This window comes from Nonomuraea sp. NPDC050790 (assembly GCF_044456745.1).
In the GTDB taxonomy this organism is placed as follows: Bacteria; Actinomycetota; Actinomycetes; order Streptosporangiales; family Streptosporangiaceae; genus Nonomuraea.
On the sequence record NZ_JBITGF010000001.1, the window covers coordinates 1,737,439 to 1,758,135 of the forward strand.

Sequence of the window (20,697 nt, forward strand, 5' to 3'; positions counted from 1 at the left end):
TCCCGGGGCGATACCGTCCCACCACCGGAGACCCCATGCTCTACAAGCGTCTCGTCCCCCTGGCCGTCCTCGCCCTGCTCGCCACCGGATGCGGCGGGGGCTCCGGCGACACCGCCGCCGCCGCGGTCACCAACGTCAAGGATCCGCAGGGCCACGCCGTTGCCATGCCCGCCCAGCCCAAGGCCGCGCTCGGCTTCTACACCACCGACGTCGACATCCTCATCACGCTGGGCATCCCGCTGGCCAAGGGCCAGCCCATCCGCGGCGACAGCGGCTTCACCACTTTCCCCGACTACTTCCCGCAGGAGCCGCTCAAGGGCGTCACGCCGTTCGCGAACTACCCCGAGTACAACTACGAGCAGGTCCTCAAGGCCGAGCCGGACTTCATCCTCAACGGCCTCGGCTACGACGCCAAGGTCCATCCCCGCCTCGGGCAGATCGCGCCGACGTACACCGTCGACGCCTTCGACGGCAAGAACTGGGAGACCCACTTCAGGCGCACCGCGCAGGACCTCGGCCGCACCGGCAAGTACGACGCCTGGAAGAGCGCCTACGACCAGCAGGTCGCCCAGGCCAAGGCCGACATCGCCAAGGCCGGCAACTCCGGCCTGACCGTCGGCACGTTCGGCTACTGGGAGGGCAACGGCAACATCGCCTGCTACTCCGGCGTGGCCTGCAAGGCCTTCGACGACCTCGGCCTCAAGCGCACCCCGCTCAGCGACGACGACAAGCTCACCATCAGCCCCGAGCAGATGGGCAAGCTCGCCGACCTCGACGTGGTCTGGGTCTCGGTCGGCGTGGGCGAGGCGGGCAAGAAGGAGTTCGCGACCATGCTGGAGACCCTGAACCAGAGCCCGGCCTGGCGGGCGCTGCCGTTCGTGAAGAACAAGCGCATCTACACCTACAACATGGAGATCGCCTACGGCTCGCCGAGCGGCCAGCGCGCCTTCGTCGAGCAGGTGCGCAAGGACCTGACGGCCAACCCGAACCTGGCCGGGTGAGGCGGCGATGCGCATCTTCCGCGGCGAGGTCAGCTCCGTCAGCCGCCTGAGCGCCACGATGATCCGGGTCACGCTGGCCCTGGACGAGGACTTCCCGACCACCGGCGTCGGCGACGAGTACGTCCGCCTGTTCTTCCCTCACGGCGACGACCGCCGCGAGGTCTCCCTGCCCGAGGCCGACGGCGAGCGCTGGCGCACGCCCGAGGGCCGCCCCGCGGCGCCGATGCGGACCTACACCGTCCGCGCGGTCCGCCCCCGCGAGCTGGACGTCGACTTCGTCGTCCACGACGGCGGGATCGCCGCCCGCTGGGCCCTGGACGCCGGGCCCGGCGACGTTCTCGGCCTGAACTCCCCCACCGGCCTGTACGACCCGCCCGCCGACCTGCGCTGGCAGGTGCTCGTGTGCGACCTGACGGGCCTGCCCGCCATGGCCCGCCTGATCTCCGGCACGCCGCCGGAGGTCACCACCAAGGTGATCGCCGAGATTCCCGGCGACGACTCCCGCCTCGACCTGCCGAGCCTGCCGAACGTCGAGGTCACCTGGCTGCGGGGCGGCAACGGCGCCGGCCCGAGCCGCCTCGACGAGGCCGTGCGCGCGGCCGTGCCGCCGAGCCGTCCCCTCGACGGCGGCTACGTCTGGGTGGCCGGGGCGACCGACACCCTGCGCGGGGTCCGCCGCTACCTGCGCAGGGAACGCGGCCTGCCGGCCGAGCGCTACAAGGTCATCGGCTACTGGACGCCGGACGGCGAGGCGTGGGCCGAGCGCTTCCGCGCGCTGCCCGCCGACGACCTGCGCAGGCTGGAGGCGATCTGGGAGGACACCGCCCGCGACGAGGAGGACCTGCGCGACGACTACGAGGCCGAGCTTGAACGTCTCGGTCTCTGAGCCGGGCGGCGGGCGCCTGGCGCGCTCGCCCGTCCCGCTGTCGGCCTGGCTGCTCGGCTGCGTCGTGCTGCTGCTCGCGGCGGTGCTGCTCAGCCTGATGGTCGGCTCTGCCGCCATCTCGCCGGGCACCGTCCTGTCCGCGGTGTTCGGCGAGGCGCACTCCGTGCAGGCGCGCACCGTCATCGAACTGCGGGTGCCGCGTACGGTCCTCGCGGTCGTCGCCGGGGCCGCGCTCGCGGTGGCCGGCGCGCTCATCCAGGCCCTCACCCGCAACCCCCTGGCCGATCCCGGCATCCTCGGCGTCAACGCCGGGGCCGGGTTCGCGGTCGTGCTCGCGGTCGCCTTCCCCGGCGTGTCCGGGGTGCCGGGCCGCATCGGCGCCGCGCTGGCCGGGGCCGCCGTCGCCGCCGCCGTGGTCTACGTGCTCGGCTCCATGAACCGCGCGCGCAACGCGGGGCCGGTCACGCTCGTGCTGATCGGGCTGGCGTTCGGCGCCGTCCTTCAGGGCCTGGCCGGGGCGATCACGCTGGTGAAGCCGCAGGCGTTCACGCTGATGCGCCACTGGGAGACCGGCGCGCTCAACGACCGCACGCTGGCCATGGTGGTGCAGGTCCTGCCCCTGATCCTGCTCGGGCTGGCCGTCGCCTTCCTCGTCGCGCCCTCGCTCAACGCCGTCGCGCTCGGCGACGCTCCCGCGCGCGCCCTCGGGGTACGGCTCGGCCCGGTGCGCACCGGCGTCGTGGCCGCCGTCAGCCTCCTGTGCGGGGCGACGACGGCGCTGGCCGGGCCCATCGGGTTCGCCGGGCTCATGATCCCGCACGTCGTACGCTGGCTGTTCGGCGTGGACCAGCGCTGGATCGCCGCCTACAGCGCCGTGCTCGGCGCGGTGCTGCTGCTCGTGGCCGACGTCGCCGGGCGGCTCGTGCTGTGGCCGGGCGAGCTGCCCGCCGGGATCGTCACCGCGTTCGTGGGCGCGCCGTTCCTCATCGTGCTGGCCAGGCGCAAGGAGGCGAGCGGCCTGTGAGTGCCCCGGTAAAGCTCGACACCGGAAGGCCCGAGTGGGCCGTGCGCACCCGCCTGGCCTCGGCCCGGCTGGACCGCCGCACGCTCGTGGTGAACCTCGCGCTGGCCGCGGTCATCGTCGTGACCGCGCTGGTCTCGCTGGGCGTCGGCGACATCTACGTCTCCCCGCCCGACGTCCTGGCCACCTTCTACGGCGGCGCGTCCAGGGCCGACACCGTCGTCGTCCAGCAGTGGCGGCTGACCCGGGTGCTGCTGGCGCTGCTGTTCGGCTTCGGCCTGGCGATCAGCGGCGCGGTCTTCCAGTCGCTCACCCGCAACCCGCTCGGCAGCCCCGACGTCATCGGCTTCACCACCGGCTCCTACACCGGCGCCATCGTGCTCATCGCCCTGTTCCACGCGCCCACGGCCGTCGTCTCCGCCGGCGCGCTGGTCTCCGGGCTCGCGGTGGCCGCGCTGGTGCTGGCCCTGTCCTACCGGGGCGGCTTCCGCGGATTCCGGCTGATCGTGGTCGGCATCGGCGTCAGCGCGGTCCTGAGCGCGCTCAACACGTGGATCATGGCGAAGGCGGAGCTCCAGGTCGCGATGACCGCCGCGCTCTGGGGCGCGGGCAGCCTCAACTCCGTCGCCCCCGACGCGCTGCCGGTCGCCGCGGCCGGCATCGCCCTCTTCTCCGCCGTCACCCTCCTGTACGGCTCCCGCGTCCGCGCCCTCGAACTGGGCCAGGACGCCGCCGACGCCCTGGGAGTCCGCTCCCGCCACACCCAGGTGGCCCTGACCGGCGCCGGAGTCGGCCTGGTCGCCGTGGCCACCGCGGTGGCCGGCCCGATCAGCTTCATCGCGCTGGTCGCGCCGCAGATCGCCGCCCGGCTGACCGGCCGCGGCGGCTGGTCGCCCATCGGCGCCGGGCTGACCGGCGCGCTCCTGCTGCTGCTCGGCGACACGCTCGCCCGGGTGGCGTTCCTGCCCGTCCAGCTCCCGGTGGGCGTCGTCACCACCAGCCTGGGCGGCCTCTACCTGATCTGGCTCCTGGTACACGAAGCGAGACGCCTGTGACCATCGCCCACCCGAAAGCCGCCCCGCTCACCACGGGCGCCGTGCCGCTCAGCGCCGAGGGCCTGTCGCTCGGCTACGGCTCCGGCCTCATCGTCGAGGGTCTCGACCTGGAGATCAGGCCCGGCTCGTTCACGGTCGTCATCGGCCCCAACGGCTGCGGCAAGTCCACGCTCCTGCGCGGGCTGGGCCGGCTGCTGCCGCCGCGCGCCGGCCGGGTGATGCTCGGCGGGCGCGACCTGAGCCGGCTGGCGCCCAAGGAGGCGGCCCGCGAGATCAGCGTGCTGGCGCAGACCTCGATCGCCCCCGACGGCATCACCGTCGCCAACCTCGTCGCCCGCGGCCGCTTTCCCCACCAGGGGCTCTTCCAGCAGTGGACCGAGGCCGACGAGCGGGCCGTACGCGAGGCGCTGACCGCCACCGGCACCCTCGGCCTGAGCGCGCAGCGCGTGAACGCCCTGTCCGGCGGCCAGCAGCAGCGCGTCTGGGTGGCGGTGGCCCTGGCCCAGCAGACCTCCATCATGCTGCTCGACGAACCCACCACCTACCTCGACGTGGCCCATCAGGTCGAGCTGATGGAGCTGTTCACCGACCTGCAGCGGGACGGCCGCACGATGGTCGCCGTGCTGCACGACATCAACCAGGCCATCCGTTACGCCACCGACCTCGTGGTCATGCGCGAGGGACGCGTGGTGGCCTGCGGCGACCCGGCGGAGATCGTCACCGCGCGGCTGATCTCCGAGGTGTTCGCCCTGGACTGCTCGGTCTTCCCCGACCCGCTCACCGGTTTGCCGATGATGCTGCCCGCCAAGCGCGAACGCTGACCCCGTCGCCCGGACCGCTCAGTTCGCTGCTTTCAGCCGGGCAGTGATGCGCGCCGCCAGGGGGTGCTCGCCCAGTCCCTCGCGCACCCACTGCTCGGACAGCGCGGTGTACAGCTCCTTCGGCGCCTGGTCCCAGTCGGGCCGGCCATGGGGCGGGCGCGGGTCGTACTCCAGCGCGTACTGCACCGCCCGCGCCGGTTCCAGCCCGGCCAGCTCCGCGCTCAGGTGCAGGGCCATGTCGATGCCGGCCGACACACCGGCGGCGGTGAGCACCGGCCCGTCGGCGACCCACCGCTCGCGCACCGGCGTGGCGCCGAACTCGGGCAGGACGTCCAGCATCGACCAGTGCGTGGTGGCGCGGCGGCCGTCGAGCAGGCCCGCCGCGCCGAGGATCAGCGAGCCGGTGCAAACGGAGGTCACCTGCCCCGAGCCGCCGCGCACGTAGGCGAGCAGGTTCTCCTCGGCCATCGCGCGCAGCGTCGGCGCCCCGCCGCCCGGCACCACGATCACGTCGGGGGCGGGCACCTCGTCGAAGGTGTGGCCGGCGCGCACCAGCAGCGGCGTGTCGGTCTCCCAGGTCTCCAGCCGCTCCCCGACCACGACGACCCGGAATTCGGGGCGCATCGCCGCGAGGGTGGACAGCACCTGCAGCGGGCCGACCAGGTCCAGGATGGTGCAGCCGGGGTAGAGCACGAACGCGATGGTCTTCTCGGTTGCCATGCCCTCCATCCTGACCGTTCGCAGCCCGGGTCAGGTGGCGCGAGTCCGCAATCTTGGGCAACGTGGCCGCGATCATGGGCAAAGGCCGGTCAAGGTCAGGGCGGGCGTCATGGGCAGCGCGGGGGTACGGCACACCGACGTCATGGGCAGGGCGGGGGTACGGCACGCCGACGTCATGGGCAGGGCGGGCGGAAGGGCAGGCCGGGGAAGGCTGTGGCCCACTCGGCGGGCGTCAGGGCGGGTCTGGCCCGCGCGCACACTCGGGCCGCCGCCGTGGCGGGGTCCACCGGCCACAGCCGGACGGTGTGGTCCTCGCCCGCGCTGGCCACGTGCCCGCCGTCGGGGCTGAACGCCACAGCGTGGACACGGCCGGTGTGCCCGGTGAGGGTGCCCGCGGGGCGCGGGCGACGGGGGTCGCGCACGTCCCACAGGCCGACGGTACGGTCGAGCGAGGCGGTGGCCAGCGTCCTGCCGTCTGGGGAGAAGGCGATGCCCGACAGGGCGTCGGTGTGGCCGGTGAGCTGGGACAGCGGGGCGATCCTGCCGGGGACCGACACGTCCCACAGGCGGGCGGTGCGGTCGAGCGAGGCGGTGGCCAGGGTTTTGCCGCCGGGCGAGAAGGCGATGGCCTGCATGGTGTCGGGCTGTTCGGGGGTGGAGGCCAGCCGTACCGGATGGCGGGGGTCACTGACGTCCCACAGGACGATCACGATGCCGTTCAGCGTCGCCAGCAGCCGGCCGTCGGGGCTGAAGGCCAGGCCCGTCGCACCGTTGCCGCCCTCACGCACCAGGCCCGCCGGACGCGGGCGCGCGGGCTCACTCACATCCCACAGCCGTACGACGGGGTCGCCCGCGCTCGCGCTGGCCAGCAGGCCACCACGACGATCGAAGGCCACCGCCCGGCTGCCCTCCCGGTGCGCCGTGATCACCGCCACCGGAGACGGCCGATCACCGCCGCGCTGATCACGGCCAGGCCCGTCGCCGCCGGACCCCTCACGGCTGGCCAGCCGCCACAGGCGCACGGTGCCGTCGACGCCGCCGGTCGCGGCCAGGGTGCCGGAGGGGTGGAAGGCGCCCGACTCGACCTGCCCGGTATGGCCGCGCAGCCGGGGCAGGGCGGCGGGTCTGAAGGGGTCGGTGACGTCCCAGAGCCCGGCCGTGAAGTCCTCGCCGCCCGCGATCACGGTGCGCCCGTCGGGGCTGAAGGCCACGGACGACAGCGCCGCCGGGTTGCCGCCGAGCACCGGACCCGGCAGGCGGGTGAGCAGCGTGGTGCCGTCGAAGGCAGCCGAGGCGAGCATGCCGCCGCCGGGCCGGTAGGCCAGGGCCCAGACGACGTCGGTGTGCCCGGTGAGCACGGTGGCGGGGGCGCGCGGCTCGGCGAGGTCCCACTGGCGGATGGTGTGATCCCACCCGCCGCTGGCCAGATGCCGCCCGTCGGGGCTGAAGGCAAGCGCCTGCAACGGCCCGCCATGTCCCTCCAGAACGACAGGCGCCTGCCGGGGCGCGCCGTGGCCCTCCAGCACGACGGGCGGCTGCCGGGGCGCGCCGTGGCCCTTCCGCGCGATGAGTCGTTCCAGGTTCCACAGCCGCACCCGGTGGTCCCAGCCGGCCGTCGCCAGCAGGCGCCCGTCCGGGCTGAACGCGACGGCGGTGACCTTCTCCCCGTGCTCGGTCAGCCGGCGCAGCAGGCGCGGGCGGCGCGGGTCGGTGGTGTCCCAGAGGGCGGCGCCGTCCTCTCCGGCGCTGGCGAGGGTGGCGGTGGTGGGGTGGAAGGCGAGGGCGGTCGCGGCCGGGCGGTGCGCGTTCACCGTGGACAGCAGGCGCGGGTCGGCGGCCTCGGCGAGGTCCCACAGGCGCAGCGTGCCGTCACCGGCGGCGGTGGCCAGGATCCTGCCGCCCGCGCCGGCCGCGACGGCGTAGACGGGCGCGGTCTGGGCGGTGAAGGCGGCCAGCGGCCTGGTCGCGCCCGCCGCGGCGGCCCACCAGAGCTGGACCGTGCCGTCGTACAGGCCCGCCACCAGCAGGCGGCCGTCCGGCGTGAACCGCACCGACTCCACGTCGTCGCTCAGGCCGGGCAGTTCGGCGACCTTCTCGGGCGGGCCGTCGTCGTGGACGCGCCAGAGCCGGATCGTGCGGTCGTCGCCGCCGCCCGCCATGATCCGGCCGTCGGGGCTGAAGGCGACTGTGTTCATCTCGTGGCCGAGGCGGTCGGCGAGCGGGGTGGTGAACGCGCTCAGCAGGCTGCCGCGGGCCTCCAGCGTCGGGGTGAGCCGGTAGGCGGCGAGGCTGAGCTGCGCGGCGAGCGGCGCGTTGACGGTGCGGAGCTGGATGGCCCGCTCCGCGACGCGCTGGGACAAGGCGGTGTTGCGCTGGCCGGTGGCGGCCGCCTGCTGGCTGCGCGCGTACCCGGTGGCGGCGCCGGCGATGACGACCATCGCGGTCAGCACCGCGATCAGCGTCCGCGCGGCCAGCGCGCGGCGGCGGGCCTGGCGCTGCTCGCGCGCGCACGCGGCCAGGCTGGCCTCCAGGAACTCCGCCTCCTGCGCGCTCAGCGCGGGCCAGCGGGGCTCGCCGCCACCGGGGGGCGGCTGGGTGTCGCGTTCGGCCCATTCGCGGGCCGCCGCCAGCCGTACGCCTCGGTACAGGGCGCCGGGGTCGCGGCCGAGCGAGTGCCAGGTCTCGGCGGCCTCGGCGAGCCGCTGGTGGGTACGCAGCCCCTCGCGGTCGGCGGCCAGCCATTCGCGCAGCCGGGGCCAGGAGTGCAGCAACGCCTCGTGCCCGATCTCGACGCTGTCGTGGCCGGTCACCAGCAGGCGGGCGGCGACGAGCTGCTCCAGCACCTCGGCCGTGGCGGCGTCCTGGCCGAGCAGCCGCCTGCGCACCCGGCGCTTGGTGTCCTGGGCGCCCTCGCCGAGCACCGTCAGCCGCAGGAACAGGCGGCGGGCCAGCTCCCGCCGCTCCGGTGTGAGCTGGGTGTAGACGCGCTCGGCGCTCTGGGCGATCGCGCCGTCGATGCCGCCCGCGGCCTCGTAGGCGGCCAGGGTGAGGGTGACGCCCCTGCGCCGCCGCCAGGTCTCCAGCAGCACGTGCGAGACCAGGGGGAGCATGCCGTTCTGGCCGGCGGCGTCGGCGACGATCCTGGCCACCAGAGCTCCCTCGACCAGGCAGCCGGCGTCGGCGGCCGGCCGTACCACCGCCTGGCGCAGTTCTTCCACGCGCATCGGCCCGATCGGGACGTGCGCGTGGCGCAGGACCTCCAGCAGCCCGGGCTCGGCCAGGCAGTGGCCGTAGAAGTCGGCGCGCACGCCGATCACGACGCGGTGCTCCTCGGCGGCGGCGAGCAGCAGGCCGATGAAGCGGGCCCGCTCGCCGGGCTCACACAGCGTGAAGACCTCCTCGAACTGGTCCACCACGATCAGCGTCTCGCCGTCGCCCGGCGGCGCCCAGTCGCGGGCGGGATGCGCGCCCGGCGTGAGCACGACCACCGGCCAGGGCCGCGCGCCCGCCTGCACCCGCGCCTGCAGCCCGGCGCGCAGCACCGACGACTTGCCCGAGCCCGACGCGCCGAACAGCGCCACGAACCGCTGGCGTCCCGTCCGCTCCAGCAGCTCCTCCACGAGCGCCTCGCGGCCGTGGAAGCGCGGTGCGTCCGCCGCCTGAAAGGCCGCCAGTCCCGGGTACGGCGCCGCCTCGCCGGCGACCGGTTCCGCCGCGTCCGATTCCCGGCTGCGCAGCTCCCGCCACCGGTGTTCCCACTCCTCCGGGTCGCCACCGCACACCCGGACGTAGGCCAGCGCGACCGCCAGCGTCGGCAGCCGCCTGCCCGAGGCGGCCTCCGACAGCGTGGCCGCGGCGTAGTGCGCGCGGCGGGCCATCTGCCGATAGGTCAGGTCACCGGCCTTGGCGCGCAGCCGCCGCAGGTCCGCGGCGAAGCGCAGGACCTCGGGATCGTCTCCCTCCAACGGGCGCTCAGGCCGCGGCACCGCGCCTCCCCCCGGCTCGCCTTTCCTTTACTCAACCCCGAAGTCCGCCGGTTGATCAAGCCTGGAAGATTGTTCGCCGTTGATTGATCGGCCGCCCGCCTCTGAAGCCGAACAACGACCGTGTGTTACATCGCTCATAACAGGTGAGGAGGTATACATGACAGCGTCACGCAGCTCGGACAGAGCCGCTGACCCGCTGGAACCCGAGGATTATCGCGGCCTTTGCCACGTGCTCGACGCAGCGCTGGGCGCACGCGACCGAACCCAGTTCTACACCTGCGTGGAACACGCGCTGTCGCGCCGTTTCGGCTGGGACGCCGTCGTCTTCCCGCAGCCCGAGCCCCGCTGCCTGTCCTCCGGCGCGAACGGCCGCGACCGCATGCCGCTCCGGCCCGGCCACAGCGCGCACGCCACGCCGTTGGCCGAGGTCGTGGCGGTCGAGGCCAGGCTGCTGCTGGTGATCGTCACCTCGGCCGACCGCGGCACCCGCGCCAGGAAACGCGCGATCCTCAGCCGGCTGGGCCGCTACCTGGCGCCGATCCTGCGCCGGCTCACCGCCGAGCCCGCGCTCGTGCTGACCCGGCGCGAACGCGAGGTGGCCGGCCTGGTCGCCGCCGGGATGACAAACCACCATATCGCCGAAAAGCTTCACGTCACCCTCGGAACAGTAAAAAAGCATCTGAGTCAGGCCATGGCCAAAAACGGCTGTGCGAGCAGGACCCAATTGGCTCTCCGGCTGCACGGGCCCGGCCGGTGGTAAACCTTCTACTTTTGCCCCATACACCCGCGACCTCGGCAATGACAACGTTTGTCAAGTCACACAACTGCTTCGAGGGAGGTGAAGGGAATGACCACGTACGAGCGTCCGGCGATCACCCTGATCGGCGACTTCCACGGCCTCACCAACGGCATCGACATCAACCCGCGCTGGGAGTGGATCCACCGGTCCTACCTCTGACGGCGGCCGTCCGACAGGCGGCGGGCGGTGCGCACCGCCCGCCGTCTCCCCTATCGCCCATCGGGAAAGGCGGGTCGCAAATGTCGGCTCCTTGGTTCGTGGTCCTGCCGGACCTGGACGGTAGCGCGCAGGTCCACGAAAACCTCGCCCAGCTTGGGGCGGTTCAGGAGGTCCCCCACCCCTCGGGCCGGCCCTGGCTCGTCGGCCGATGGTGGCCGGCCCAGTTCGCCGTCGTCCGGTCCGCGGACGCCGCCGTCGCGGTCATCGGCGAGCACGCCATGACGCCGCAGTCGCTGCGCCCCGGGCTGCGCGACGTCGGCGGCCTGGCCGCGCGGCTCACCGGCAGCGCCCACCTGATCGCCTCGGCCCGCGGCGAGGTCCGGGTCCAGGGCACCGCTTCGGGGTTGCGCCGCGTGTACTGGTGCGTCGTGAACGGCCTGCCCGTCGCCGGAGACCGGGCCAACGTGCTGGCCGCGCTCACGGGCACCGGCCCCGACCCCGTCAAGCTCGCCACCAGGCTGCTGTTCCCCTCCGTCACCTGGCCGCTGAGCTGGGCGCCGGTGTGGAGCGGCGTCGAGGCGGTGCTGCCCGGCCACTGCCTCACCCTCGCCCCCGGCCGGACACCGGCCCAGCGCCGCTGGTGGCACCCGCCGGACCCGGCTCCGTCGCGCGCCGAGGGCGTGGCCGCGTTCAGGAACGCGCTGATCCAGGCCGTCGAACTGCGCGCCCGGCCGGGACGCACCGTCGTCTCCCACCTCAGCGGCATGGACTCCTCCTCGGTGTGCTCGCTGGCCGCCCGAGCCGGAGCCGAGGTGGTGGCGCTGACCGCCGCCCAGCCCGACCCCATGGACGACGACGTGCTGTGGGCCCGGCGTACGCACGCCGCCCTGACCGCGCGCGGCGACCGGGTCATCCACGAGATCATCACCGCCGAGGAGTGCCCCCTCGTCTACCAGGACATGCTGACCGGCCACGACGACTTCGACGAGCCGTTCCAGCTCCAGCACAACCGCAGCCGCCTGCTGTGCGTCAACCGCCGCGGACAGGCGTACGCGCCCGACGTCCACCTCACCGGCGTGGGCGGCGACGAACTGTCCCTCATGCTGCCCACCTGGCTGCCCACCCTGCTGCGCCGCCACCCCCTCACCGGCCTACGCCAGCTCCGGGCCATGGCCGCCAAGTACCGCTGGCCCGCACGCCAGGTCATCCGCACCCTGGCCGCGGGCCGTGACCATGCCGCCTGGCTGCGCGCCACCGCGGCCGGGCTCGGCACCGACGGCCGCGGCACCAAGACCCCTGTGCTCGGCTGGGACTCCCACCCGACCATGCCGCAATGGGCCACCCCCGAGGCCCTGGACATGGTCGTCGCCGAACTGCGCGCCGCCGCCGAACGGCGCACCGCGCTGGCGCCCTCGCGCGGCCCCCACCACAACCTGGTCGCCGTCCATGCCGGAAGCCAGGCCATGAGCGGCTTCCAGCAACTCGCCGCCCAGGAGGGCATCGTGCTGTCGGCCCCCTTCCTGGACGACCGCGTGATCGAAGCCTCCCTGTCGGTGCCCGCCGAAGGCCGCCACGACCCGGCGCGGTACAAGCCGATGCTGGTCGACGCCATGCGCGGCCTCGTACCCGCCGTCACGCTGACCCGCACCACCAAGGCCGAGACCTCCGCCAGCGCGGTCATGGGCAGCAGGCGGCACCGCGACCAGATCGTCGGCCTGGCCCAGGACAGCCTCCTGGCCGGGCTCGGCCTGATCGACGCCGACGCCTTCCTCGCCGCCTGCCGCGGCCCGATCGACGTGCTGACCCAGCATCAGCGCATCGAGCCGACGCTGGCGTGTGAGCGGTGGCTGCGCTCGGTGAAGGAGGACGCGCATGTACGCCTTGGCGCCTGACATCTCCACCGTCGACACCGAGTACGGCATCGCGCTGCTCCACCAGGCGCGCGGCGAGTACTGGAACCTCAACCCCAGCGGCGCCATCGTGCTGCGCGCGGCGCTGACCGGCGGCCCGGAGAGCGCGGTCGCGGCCCTGGTGGAGGCGTACGGAGTGGACACGCCGACCGCCACCCACGACGTGCAGGAGGTGCTGGCGGGACTGCTGGCCGCGGGCATCCTCCTGCCGGACGGGGAGGCGGCATGAGGAGCGGCGGGTCTGGCTTCGACGTCCGGAAGGCGGTGGCGGCGTGAGCTTCGATCCCACGATGGCACTGGCCCCCGAGGCGTTCCGCAGGCGGGAGCGATGGGCCGCCCGCGTCGCTGTGGCCGCGGCCCGCGTCCTGGCCAGGCGGCCGCCCAAGTCCATCGCCGCCATCCTCACCACGCTCAGCAGGCGAGCGCGGCCCGCCGGGTTCGAGCAGGCGTCGCGCGCGCGGGCCGTCGTCACCGGGACCAGCCTGGCCTGCGCCAGCCCGCAGGGCTGCCTGGCACGTTCGATCGCCACCGCCCTGCTGTGCCGGATGGGCGGGACCTGGCCCACCTGGTGCGCGGGCGTACGGACGCTGCCGCCCTTCGGCGCCCACGCCTGGGTGACGGCCGAGGGCCGGGAGGTCGGCGAACCCACGCCGCCCGGCTACCACCGCGTCCTCCTCCAGGTCCCGCCCGCGCGGGAGAAGGACGGCCCGACGTGAACGACCTGCCCGAACTGCCCATGCCGCGCGCCTGCCCGTACCAGCCGCCGCCGGGCTACGCGACCCTGCGCGAGCAGGGCCCGATGGCCAGGGTACGGCTGCGCGACGGCTCGGCCGTCTGGGCGGTCACCGGCTACTCCTGCGCCCGCGCCCTGCTGTCCGACCCCCGGATCTCCTCCGACGCCCTGCACCCCACCCATCCCGAACTCGCCCTGCCGCCCGGCGTGCCCAGGCACGATCCCGAGCTGAGGAGGCAGTCGCTCACGTTCGTCGAGATGGACGACCCCGAACATGCCGAGCACCGGCGCATGGTCATCCCCTACTTCAGCGTGCGCAGGGTCCGGGCGCTGCGGCCGTACCTGCGGGCCGTCACCGAGGACCTGGTCGCGAAGATCGTCCAGAAGGGCCCGCCCGCGGACCTGGTGACTTCCCTGGCGATCCCGCTGCCCGTGCTGGCCCTGTGCGAGGTCTTCGGCATCCCCGCGCCGGACCGCGACGCGTTCCGCGCATGGCTCACCTGGCCCGCGGGCCGAGCGGCGAACGCCCCCTCACCCATGCTCGCGATCGACGAACTCATCACCCGCCTGCTCCACCTCAAGACGGCTGAACCTGCCGACGACCTGCTGTCCGGGCTGGCCGCCAGGGTGAAGGCGGGCGAACTGAGCGAGCGGCAGGCCCTGGAGACGTGCTCGATGCTGATCATGGCCGGACTCGAGACCACCGCCAACACGCTGGCCCTGGCCGTCCTGACGCTGCTGGCCCACCCCGCCCAGCTCGCCACCCTGCGCGCGGAGTCCGAGACGGAGCACATCCGCGGTCCTGGGCCCGCGCACGAACCCGGCACCATGGCCGGTGCGGTCGACGAGCTGCTGCGCTACCTCACCGTCGCCGACACCATCCCCCGGGTCGCGCTCGCCGACGTCCCCGTGAACGGCCAGACGATCTCGGCAGGCGACGGCGTCATCGTCCTGCTGGCCGCCGCCAACCGCGACGCCGCCGCCTTCCCCGACCCCGACCGCCTCGATCTCCTACGCCCACCCGGCAGGCACCTCGCCTTCAGCCACGGCGTACACCAGTGCCTGGGCCACGCCCTGGCCCGTGCCCAGGTGGAGATCGCCCTGACCGTGCTGCTCACCCGCCTGCCCGAGCCACGGCTTGCCGTACCGGAAGACCGGCTACCGATCAAACCCGCACTGTCCCTGCAGGGCGTCACCAGCCTCCCCATCACCTGGCACCCCTGATGCCCGTCTACGCGGCCAGCCCCGAAACCGGCACCGTGGCCGTCATCGACCCGATCACGCACACCGTGTCCGCGACCGTCAAGGTGGGCGGCAGCCCGTTCGCCGTCGCCGCCACCACGAGCGGCGTGTACGTCACGGACTTCACCGGCCACGCCCTCATCGCCCTGGGCGAGGGCATCCGGCGCATCCCCGTGGGAACCAGCCCAGGCGGCATCGTCATCAGCGCCCGCGGCGAGCGCGCGTACGTCACCAACTACCAGAGCCACAACGTCACCGTCATCGACCTGCGCGAACACGTGGTGATCACCACCATCCCCGTGGGCCGCAACGCCGCCTGCCCGGCGCTGTCCCCCTGCGGCGCCCGGCTGTACGTCACCAACTTCGAAAGCCACGACCTGTCCGTCATCGACACCACCACGAACCAGGTGATCGCCACCATCCCCTCCGGCCGCCACCCCAACGGCGTGGCGGTCACCCGAGACGGCGCCCACGTCTACGTCACCAGCACCGGCACCAACACCCCCGGAACCAACAACGAGATAGCGGTCATAGACGCCGCCACCCTGACCCCCCAGGCCACCCTCCCCGTGGAATCCGGCCCCTTCGGCATCGCCGCCTCCCCCACCGCCGACCGCGTCTACATCTCCCACTACTACAGCCACCGAATCCTGGCCATAGACACCTCCACCCGCAGCACCGTGGCCCGCATCCCCGTCGGAACCGCCCCCGAATCCCTGGCCGTCTCCCCCACCGGCACTCTCGTCTACGTCGCCAACCGCCTGAGCAACGACATCTCCGTCATCGACACCCGCGCCGACCGCGTCATCACCACCGTCCCCCTCCACAGCCCAGCGGGCCTGTACGCCCTCCCATAACCGCGTCCACACCCCAGATACGCGGCACAAACCAGGGCGCAGGACCCGATCGGCATCCCCATCGGCCACGCGACCTTCGCTGCGTTGGGCACGCGCTGCGAAGCGGATGATTCACCGGCCCCTCACAGGGCAGCCGACCATCATGCGAAAGGTCGCGGTCATCGCCCACCGCAAGAAGACCCTCGGCGGAGGTCTGGACGAGTTGCGCCGCCGGATCACCGACCGGGACGTCGGCGAACTGCTCTGGTACGAGGTGCCCAAGAGCAAGAAGGCGCCCGACCAGGCCCGCAAAGCCCTGAAGGAAGGGGCCGAGCTCATTTTCGTCTGGGGTGGCGACGGCACCGTACAACGGTGTGTCGACGCCCTGGCGGGAACCGACGCCGTGCTGGCGATCGTGCCCGCGGGCACCGCCAACCTCCTCGCCCGCAACCTCGACATCCCCGAAGACCTCGAAGAAGCCGTCCGGATCGGCTTCGAGGGCCGCCGCAAGCCCCTCGACCTCGGACGCATCAACGGCGAGCACTTCGCCATCATGGCCGGAGTCGGCTTCGACGCCGAGATGGCCGCCGACGTCGACGGCAGCCTCAAGCGGCGCCTGGGCAGGTTCGCCTACATCTGGACCGGTCTGCGGCACGCCGGTGACGTCACCACCGACACCCGCATCACGGTGGACGGCGTGAAGTGGTTCTCCGGCGAGGCCGGATGCGTCCTCCTGGGCAACGTCGGCACGATCACCGGCGGCATAGAGGCGTTCGACGACGCCAAGCCCGACGACGGCTGGCTCGAGGTGGGCGTCGCCACGGCCAAGAGCCGCCTGGAATGGGGACGGCTGCTCGGACGCATGGCCACAGGCCGCTCCGACGAATCCCCGTTCGTCCGCATAACACGTGCCAAAAAGGTCAAGATCCGCTTGGCCGAACCCCGCACCTACGAGCTGGACGGCGGCGCACGCGACCGCGCCGACAAGCTCAAGGCCGAAATCCTCCCCGGCGCCATCACCATCTGCGTCCCCTGACCTTCCCTTACCACCACCCATCAGTGCGCGCTACGCGTCGGGGCGGCTCCTGATCACACAGCTCCAGCGCCACGCGTCACCTCGCGCGATCGGCGCGGCGCATCACCGAGCGCCTCATCAGCCGGGCGCCCGCCGCAACGGGATCTGGGCGACTCGTCAGCGCGACACCTGCGCTATGCATGGCGGGACATCACACGGATCCCGGGCTATGCGTCGCGGTGGTTCATCAGCAGGGCTCCGGCCACCACGGCCACCGCCACCCACACCAGGTAGACCGCGAAGCCGCTCCACGGGCCCAGGGTCGTGCTGCTCTGGCCGGAGACGAGTAGCAGTCCGGCGTTCGTGGTGAAGAACTCCGACACGGTTCTGCCCCATGAGCCGGGCAGTTGGTTTGTCAGGGCCGGCAGGACCATGATCAGTGCGATGGCTGACACGATGGCGCCTGGTGTGTGTCTGATCAGGGAGCCCAGGCCCAGGCCGAACAGCCCGCAGGCGGTCAGGTAGAGGCCGGCGCCCAACGTGGCGCGGATGATCTCGCCTGCCGCAAGAGACGATGGCTGGATGATCACCACGCCTACGCCGATCGCACCGGCTGCCGCCGCCGTGCATACGGCCAGCGAGACCGCCGTGAATGCCACGATCTTCCCGGTCAGCAGCGTCACCCGTCGTGGCACGGCCATGAGGGAGGTGCGGATGCTTCCGGTGCGGTACTCGCCGGAGATCACCAGCACACCGAGCGTGGCCATGGCCAGCGAGGCGAACAGCACCCCGGTCAGGCTGGCCGAGATCACCGACGGGCCGTTGGGCATGTCCTCGGCGGTGAGGTTGATGAGCGCGGAGAAGCCCAGCATCAGCGCGCCGGTGACCGCCAGGGTCCACACCGTCGAACGCACCGAGCGGATCTTGGTCCATTCGGACCGCAGAACGTCGATCATGGTTCCAGCATTCCGGTGCGGCCCCCGGATTTCGTCCTGCCTGGGCAGGATCGCGCGGCCCGCGGGGTGGGAGCCTGGTCCTAGCCTCCTGGTCTGACCTGGCCTGGCGCGCGCTACAGCATCTCGCCCGGAATGGCCGCCACCAGCCCACCGTCGATGATCAGATCCTGGCCGTTGACGTAGGAAGCCTCGTCCGAGGCCAGGAACGCCACCGCTCCCGCCACGTCGTCAGCGGTCCCGAACCGCCCAGCCACCACCTCGGCCACCACCGTGTCCTGAGCCTCGGCCGAGACGTTGTCGTGGAACATCGGCGTCTCGATGTACCCCGGGCTGACGGAGTTGACCCGGATCCTCCTCGACCCCAGCTCAGCAGCCAACGTGTGCGCCAGATTGTGCACGGCGGCCTTCGTCGAGGAGTACAGGGACGCCCCCGGCAGGCCCCGGTGCAGCGTCCACGAGGCGTTGATCACGATCGACCCGTGGTCGGCCAGCAGCGGGAGCGCCTTCTGCAGGGTGAAGAACACGCCCTTGTAGTTGATGTCCACCACCCGGTCGAACTCGGCCTCGGTCACCTCGCCGCCCGGCCCGAACGAGGCCACGCCCGCATTGGCGAAGACCACGTCCAATCCCCCGAACCTGCCCCGGATCGTCTCCATCAGCACGTCCAGATCAGCCAGGCTCGCCGCGTCCCCCCGCACCGCGAGCACCCGCTCGCCGCCGCCCAGCGACTCGACGGCGGCGTCCAGCCGTACCTTGTCGCGGCCGGTGATGACCACCCGCGCGCCTTCCGAAAGCAGCCTGCGCGCGGCCGCGAGCCCCATGCCGCTCGTGCCGCCGGTGACCAGCGCGACCTTGTCCTGAAAACGGGAAACGTTGTTCGTCATGGGTCCCAGCGTGCCGGGCGCCGCTTGCGGGAGACAGTGCGCGGTTATCAGGGGTCTCCCACCACCACCCTCAGCTTCGGCGCCGCGAGGCGGTCCAGGCGCTCGGCGGTCCCGGTGCCGGGCCGGGGGTTGAACAGCTCCAGGTACCAGTCGGGATGGTCGACCACGGCCAGGGGCGTCGTGTCGAAGACCAGCTCGCCGGCCTCGGGATGGCGTACCGCCTTGACGGTCTGGGCCTGGGCGCTGACGTCATGGCGGGACCACAGCTCGGCGAACTCCTCGCTCAGGGCGCTCAGCTCGTCCACGACCTTCGCGAACCCCGGGTCGCCGGGGTCGTGCGCGACACAGGCCCGGTAGGCGGCCACCACGGCGGGCGCGGCCGACTCCCATTCGAGCTGCATCGCGCGGTAGCGGGGGCTGGTGAAGAACGTGAGCAGGCAGTTGCGGTCGGCGTCGTCGTAGCCGAACAGCTCGCGGGCCGCGTCGTTGACCAGGAGCAGGTTCCAGTAGCGGTCGCGCAGCATCGCCGGGCGCGGCATCCACGCCTCCAGCAGGCGGCGCAGCTCCGGGGTGACCGCGCCGCCCCGGTCCGCGCTCGGGCGCGGCGGGTTGAGCCCGGCCAGCAGGTAGAGGTGCGCGCGCTCCGGCTCGCTCAGGCGCAGCGCGCCGCCGATCGCGTCGAGCACCTCGCCCGAGACGTTGATGTCGCGTCCCTGCTCAAGCCACGTGTACCAGGACACGCCGACCCCGGCCAGCACGGCGACCTCTTCGCGCCGCAGCCCGGGCGTCCTGCGCCGGCCGGCGACCGCCATGCCCACGTCGCCGGGCGTGATCCGCGCCCGGCGCGAGCGCAGGAAGGCGCGGAGCTGCTCGCGCCGCTGCTGCTTGGTGGCGGGGGTCTCACTGGTCATATGGCATCATATCCGGCAGACGTCCTTTACAATGTAGATCAACGGCTGTCGAGCAACCGCCCGTCCACCAGCTCCAGCCGCCGCTCCACCTTGATCTCGGTCAGGAAGCGCTCGTCGTGGCTGACCACCACGAACGCCCCCTCGTACGCCGCCAGCGCGCTCTCCAACTGCCCCACGCTCACCAGGTCGAGGTTGTTGGTCGGCTCGTCCAGCAGCAACAACTGGGGCGCCGGCTCCGCGCACAGCACGCAGGCCAGCGTGGCGCGCAGCCGTTCACCACCCGAGAGCACCCCGACAGGCAGGTGGGCCCGCGCGCCCCGGAACAGGAAGCGGGCCAGCAGGTTCATGCGATCGGCCGCCGGCATGGCGGGCGCGAACGCGGCCAGGTTCTCCGCGACGCTCCGCTCCTCGTCGAGCAGGTCCAGCCGCTGCGACAGGTACGCCACCCGCCCCTCGGCCCGCCTCGCGACCCCGCCACCGGGCTCCAGATCCCCGCTGATCATGCGCAGCAGGGTCGACTTCCCGACGCCGTTGGGCCCGGTCAGCGCGATTCGCTCGGGCCCGCGGATGGTCAGGTCCAGGCCCGGCTCGGCGAACAGGTCGCGCGCCCGCAGCCCTTCACCGAGGAAGACGGTACGGCCGGCCGGCACGCTCGTGTCCGGCAGGTGCAGCACGATCCGCTGCTCCTCGCGCAACGCCCGCCCCGCCTCGTCGAGCCGGGCCTTGGCGTCGCTGACCCGGGAGGCGTGCATCTGTCCCGCCCGCCCGGCCGACTCCTGCGCGCCCCGTTTCATGTTCCCGGCGAAGATGCGCGGCAGCCCGGCGTTCTTGAGGTTGCGGGCGGCGTTGCTCGCCCTGCGCTCGGCCCGCTCGCGCGCCTGCTGCATCTCCCGCTTCTCCCGCTTGAGCTCCTGCTCGGCGCTGCGCACGGTCCGCTCGGCGGCCTCCTGCTCGGTGCGCACCGCCTCCTCGTAGGCGGTGTAGCCGCCGCCGTAGAAGCGGACCTCGCCCCGGTCCAACTCGGCGATGCGGTCCATGCGTTCGAGCAGGTCTCGGTCGTGGCTGACGACGAGCAGGCAGCCGTTCCAGTCGCCGAGCACGTCGTTGAGCCGGTCGCGGGCGCCGCGGTCGAGGTTGTTGGTCGGCTCGTCGAGCAGCAGCACGTCGGGCCGCCTGAGCAACTGCGCGGCCAGGCCCAGCGAGACGATCTGGCCGCCGCTCAGCGTGGCCAGCCGCCGGTCGAAGGCCAGCTCGCCGAGCCCGAGCCGGTCGAGTTGCGCGCGGGTGCGCTCCTCGATGTCCCAGTCGTTGCCGATCGTGGTGAAGTGCTCCTCGCTCGCGTCGCCCGCCTCGATGGCGTCCAGGGCGGCGATCACGGGCGCGATGCCGAGCACCTCGGCCACGCTCAGCCCGGCGGCCAGCGGCAGGCTCTGCGGCAGGTAGCCGAGGACGCCCTGGACGGAGACGCTGCCGCCACGCGGCTGGTACTCGCCGGCGATCAGCTTGAGCAGCGTGCTCTTGCCCGCGCCGTTCGGGGCGACGAGCCCGGTACGGCCGCCGCCCACGCTGAACGACAGGTCGTCGAAGACCGGCGTGTCGTCCGGCCAGGAGAAGGACAGGTTGGAACAGATGATGAACGCATCGGACATGTGAGACCTCGTAGGCATACGATCCGGGCGTGCCGGAGCCGCCCGGAAATATCGGGAAACGACGACATGGGCCACATCGGCGGCGGTCATACACGCCTGCCGGGGCCGCTCAG

18 protein-coding genes are annotated in these 20,697 nt (G+C 72.9%); 12 read left to right on the forward strand and 6 right to left on the reverse strand.

Annotated features, from left to right (window positions below; genetic code table 11):
* The first annotated feature begins 35 nt into the window (after positions 1-35).
* From ACIBEJ_RS07805 to ACIBEJ_RS07825, 5 genes are read left to right on the forward strand one after another with little or no spacing between them, the layout of a single operon-like run.
* Positions 36-1,001: an ABC transporter substrate-binding protein gene (locus ACIBEJ_RS07805; RefSeq protein ID WP_397181838.1), complete on the forward strand. Its 966-nt coding sequence runs from the start codon at positions 36-38 to the stop codon at positions 999-1,001.
* Between the two features lie 7 nt (positions 1,002-1,008).
* Positions 1,009-1,887 carry a siderophore-interacting protein gene (locus tag ACIBEJ_RS07810; protein ID WP_397181839.1) on the forward strand — a complete coding sequence of 293 codons (879 nt, stop codon included), beginning with the start codon at positions 1,009-1,011 and terminating at the stop codon, positions 1,885-1,887.
* Positions 1,868-2,911 carry a FecCD family ABC transporter permease gene (locus ACIBEJ_RS07815; RefSeq protein WP_397181840.1) on the forward strand — a complete coding sequence of 348 codons (1,044 nt, stop codon included), beginning with the start codon at positions 1,868-1,870 and terminating at the stop codon, positions 2,909-2,911. The genes ACIBEJ_RS07810 and ACIBEJ_RS07815 overlap by 20 nt, the downstream gene beginning before the upstream one ends.
* Entirely contained in the window at positions 2,908-3,963 is a 1,056-nt protein-coding gene (locus ACIBEJ_RS07820) for a FecCD family ABC transporter permease (RefSeq protein ID WP_397181841.1), read from the forward strand. The genes ACIBEJ_RS07815 and ACIBEJ_RS07820 overlap by 4 nt, the downstream gene beginning before the upstream one ends.
* Entirely contained in the window at positions 3,960-4,784 is an 825-nt protein-coding gene (locus ACIBEJ_RS07825) for an ABC transporter ATP-binding protein (RefSeq protein WP_397181842.1), read from the forward strand. Before ACIBEJ_RS07820 ends, ACIBEJ_RS07825 begins: the two co-directional genes overlap by 4 nt.
* A gap of 18 nt (positions 4,785-4,802) precedes the next feature.
* On the opposite strand, the gene ACIBEJ_RS07830 is transcribed toward ACIBEJ_RS07825, so the two are convergent.
* Both ACIBEJ_RS07830 and ACIBEJ_RS07835 read right to left on the reverse strand, forming a co-directional pair.
* Positions 4,803-5,504 carry a DJ-1/PfpI family protein gene (locus ACIBEJ_RS07830; RefSeq protein ID WP_397181843.1) on the reverse strand — a complete coding sequence of 234 codons (702 nt, stop codon included), beginning with the start codon at positions 5,502-5,504 and terminating at the stop codon, positions 4,803-4,805.
* Between the two features lie 173 nt (positions 5,505-5,677).
* A complete protein-coding gene (locus ACIBEJ_RS07835) occupies positions 5,678-9,490 on the reverse strand; it encodes a hypothetical protein (protein ID WP_397181844.1) in 3,813 nt (1,270 codons plus the stop codon).
* A 157-nt stretch (positions 9,491-9,647) separates the two neighbouring features.
* Here ACIBEJ_RS07835 and ACIBEJ_RS07840 point away from each other — a divergent pair, with 157 nt between their 5' ends.
* The 7 genes from ACIBEJ_RS07840 to ACIBEJ_RS07870 all read left to right on the forward strand — a co-directional run bounded on the left by ACIBEJ_RS07840 (position 9,648) and on the right by ACIBEJ_RS07870 (position 16,205).
* Positions 9,648-10,250, forward strand: coding sequence for a LuxR C-terminal-related transcriptional regulator (locus ACIBEJ_RS07840; RefSeq protein WP_397181845.1), 603 nt, complete (start codon positions 9,648-9,650; stop codon positions 10,248-10,250).
* Positions 10,251-10,528: 278 nt separating this feature from the next.
* Complete coding sequence (locus ACIBEJ_RS07845; protein ID WP_397181846.1) at positions 10,529-12,340, forward strand: asparagine synthase-related protein; 1,812 nt, start codon at positions 10,529-10,531, stop codon at positions 12,338-12,340.
* Positions 12,321-12,587, forward strand: coding sequence for a lasso peptide biosynthesis PqqD family chaperone (locus ACIBEJ_RS07850; protein ID WP_397181847.1), 267 nt, complete (start codon positions 12,321-12,323; stop codon positions 12,585-12,587). The genes ACIBEJ_RS07845 and ACIBEJ_RS07850 overlap by 20 nt, the downstream gene beginning before the upstream one ends.
* Before the next feature lie 43 nt (positions 12,588-12,630).
* Positions 12,631-13,074, forward strand: coding sequence for a lasso peptide biosynthesis B2 protein (locus ACIBEJ_RS07855; RefSeq protein ID WP_397181848.1), 444 nt, complete (start codon positions 12,631-12,633; stop codon positions 13,072-13,074).
* The gene (locus tag ACIBEJ_RS07860; protein WP_397181849.1) at positions 13,071-14,315 is read left to right on the forward strand and encodes a cytochrome P450; all 1,245 of its coding nucleotides are present in this window, start codon (positions 13,071-13,073) and stop codon (positions 14,313-14,315) included. The genes ACIBEJ_RS07855 and ACIBEJ_RS07860 overlap by 4 nt, the downstream gene beginning before the upstream one ends.
* Positions 14,315-15,190, forward strand: coding sequence for a YncE family protein (locus ACIBEJ_RS07865; protein ID WP_397181850.1), 876 nt, complete (start codon positions 14,315-14,317; stop codon positions 15,188-15,190). Before ACIBEJ_RS07860 ends, ACIBEJ_RS07865 begins: the two co-directional genes overlap by 1 nt.
* 142 nt (positions 15,191-15,332) lie before the next feature.
* Positions 15,333-16,205: a diacylglycerol/lipid kinase family protein gene (locus ACIBEJ_RS07870; RefSeq protein ID WP_397181851.1), complete on the forward strand. Its 873-nt coding sequence runs from the start codon at positions 15,333-15,335 to the stop codon at positions 16,203-16,205.
* A 206-nt stretch (positions 16,206-16,411) separates the two neighbouring features.
* Here ACIBEJ_RS07870 and ACIBEJ_RS07875 read toward each other — a convergent pair whose 3' ends face one another.
* The 4 genes from ACIBEJ_RS07875 to ACIBEJ_RS07890 all read right to left on the reverse strand — a co-directional run bounded on the left by ACIBEJ_RS07875 (position 16,412) and on the right by ACIBEJ_RS07890 (position 20,584).
* Entirely contained in the window at positions 16,412-17,140 is a 729-nt protein-coding gene (locus tag ACIBEJ_RS07875; RefSeq protein ID WP_397181852.1) for an ABC transporter permease subunit, read from the reverse strand.
* Between the two features lie 113 nt (positions 17,141-17,253).
* Positions 17,254-18,024, reverse strand: coding sequence for a glucose 1-dehydrogenase (locus ACIBEJ_RS07880; protein WP_397181853.1), 771 nt, complete (start codon positions 18,022-18,024; stop codon positions 17,254-17,256).
* A gap of 47 nt (positions 18,025-18,071) precedes the next feature.
* Entirely contained in the window at positions 18,072-18,935 is an 864-nt protein-coding gene (locus ACIBEJ_RS07885) for a helix-turn-helix transcriptional regulator (RefSeq protein WP_397181854.1), read from the reverse strand.
* 38 nt (positions 18,936-18,973) lie between these two features.
* Positions 18,974-20,584: an ABC-F family ATP-binding cassette domain-containing protein gene (locus ACIBEJ_RS07890; protein WP_397181855.1), complete on the reverse strand. Its 1,611-nt coding sequence runs from the start codon at positions 20,582-20,584 to the stop codon at positions 18,974-18,976.
* Positions 20,585-20,697 lie beyond the last annotated feature (113 nt).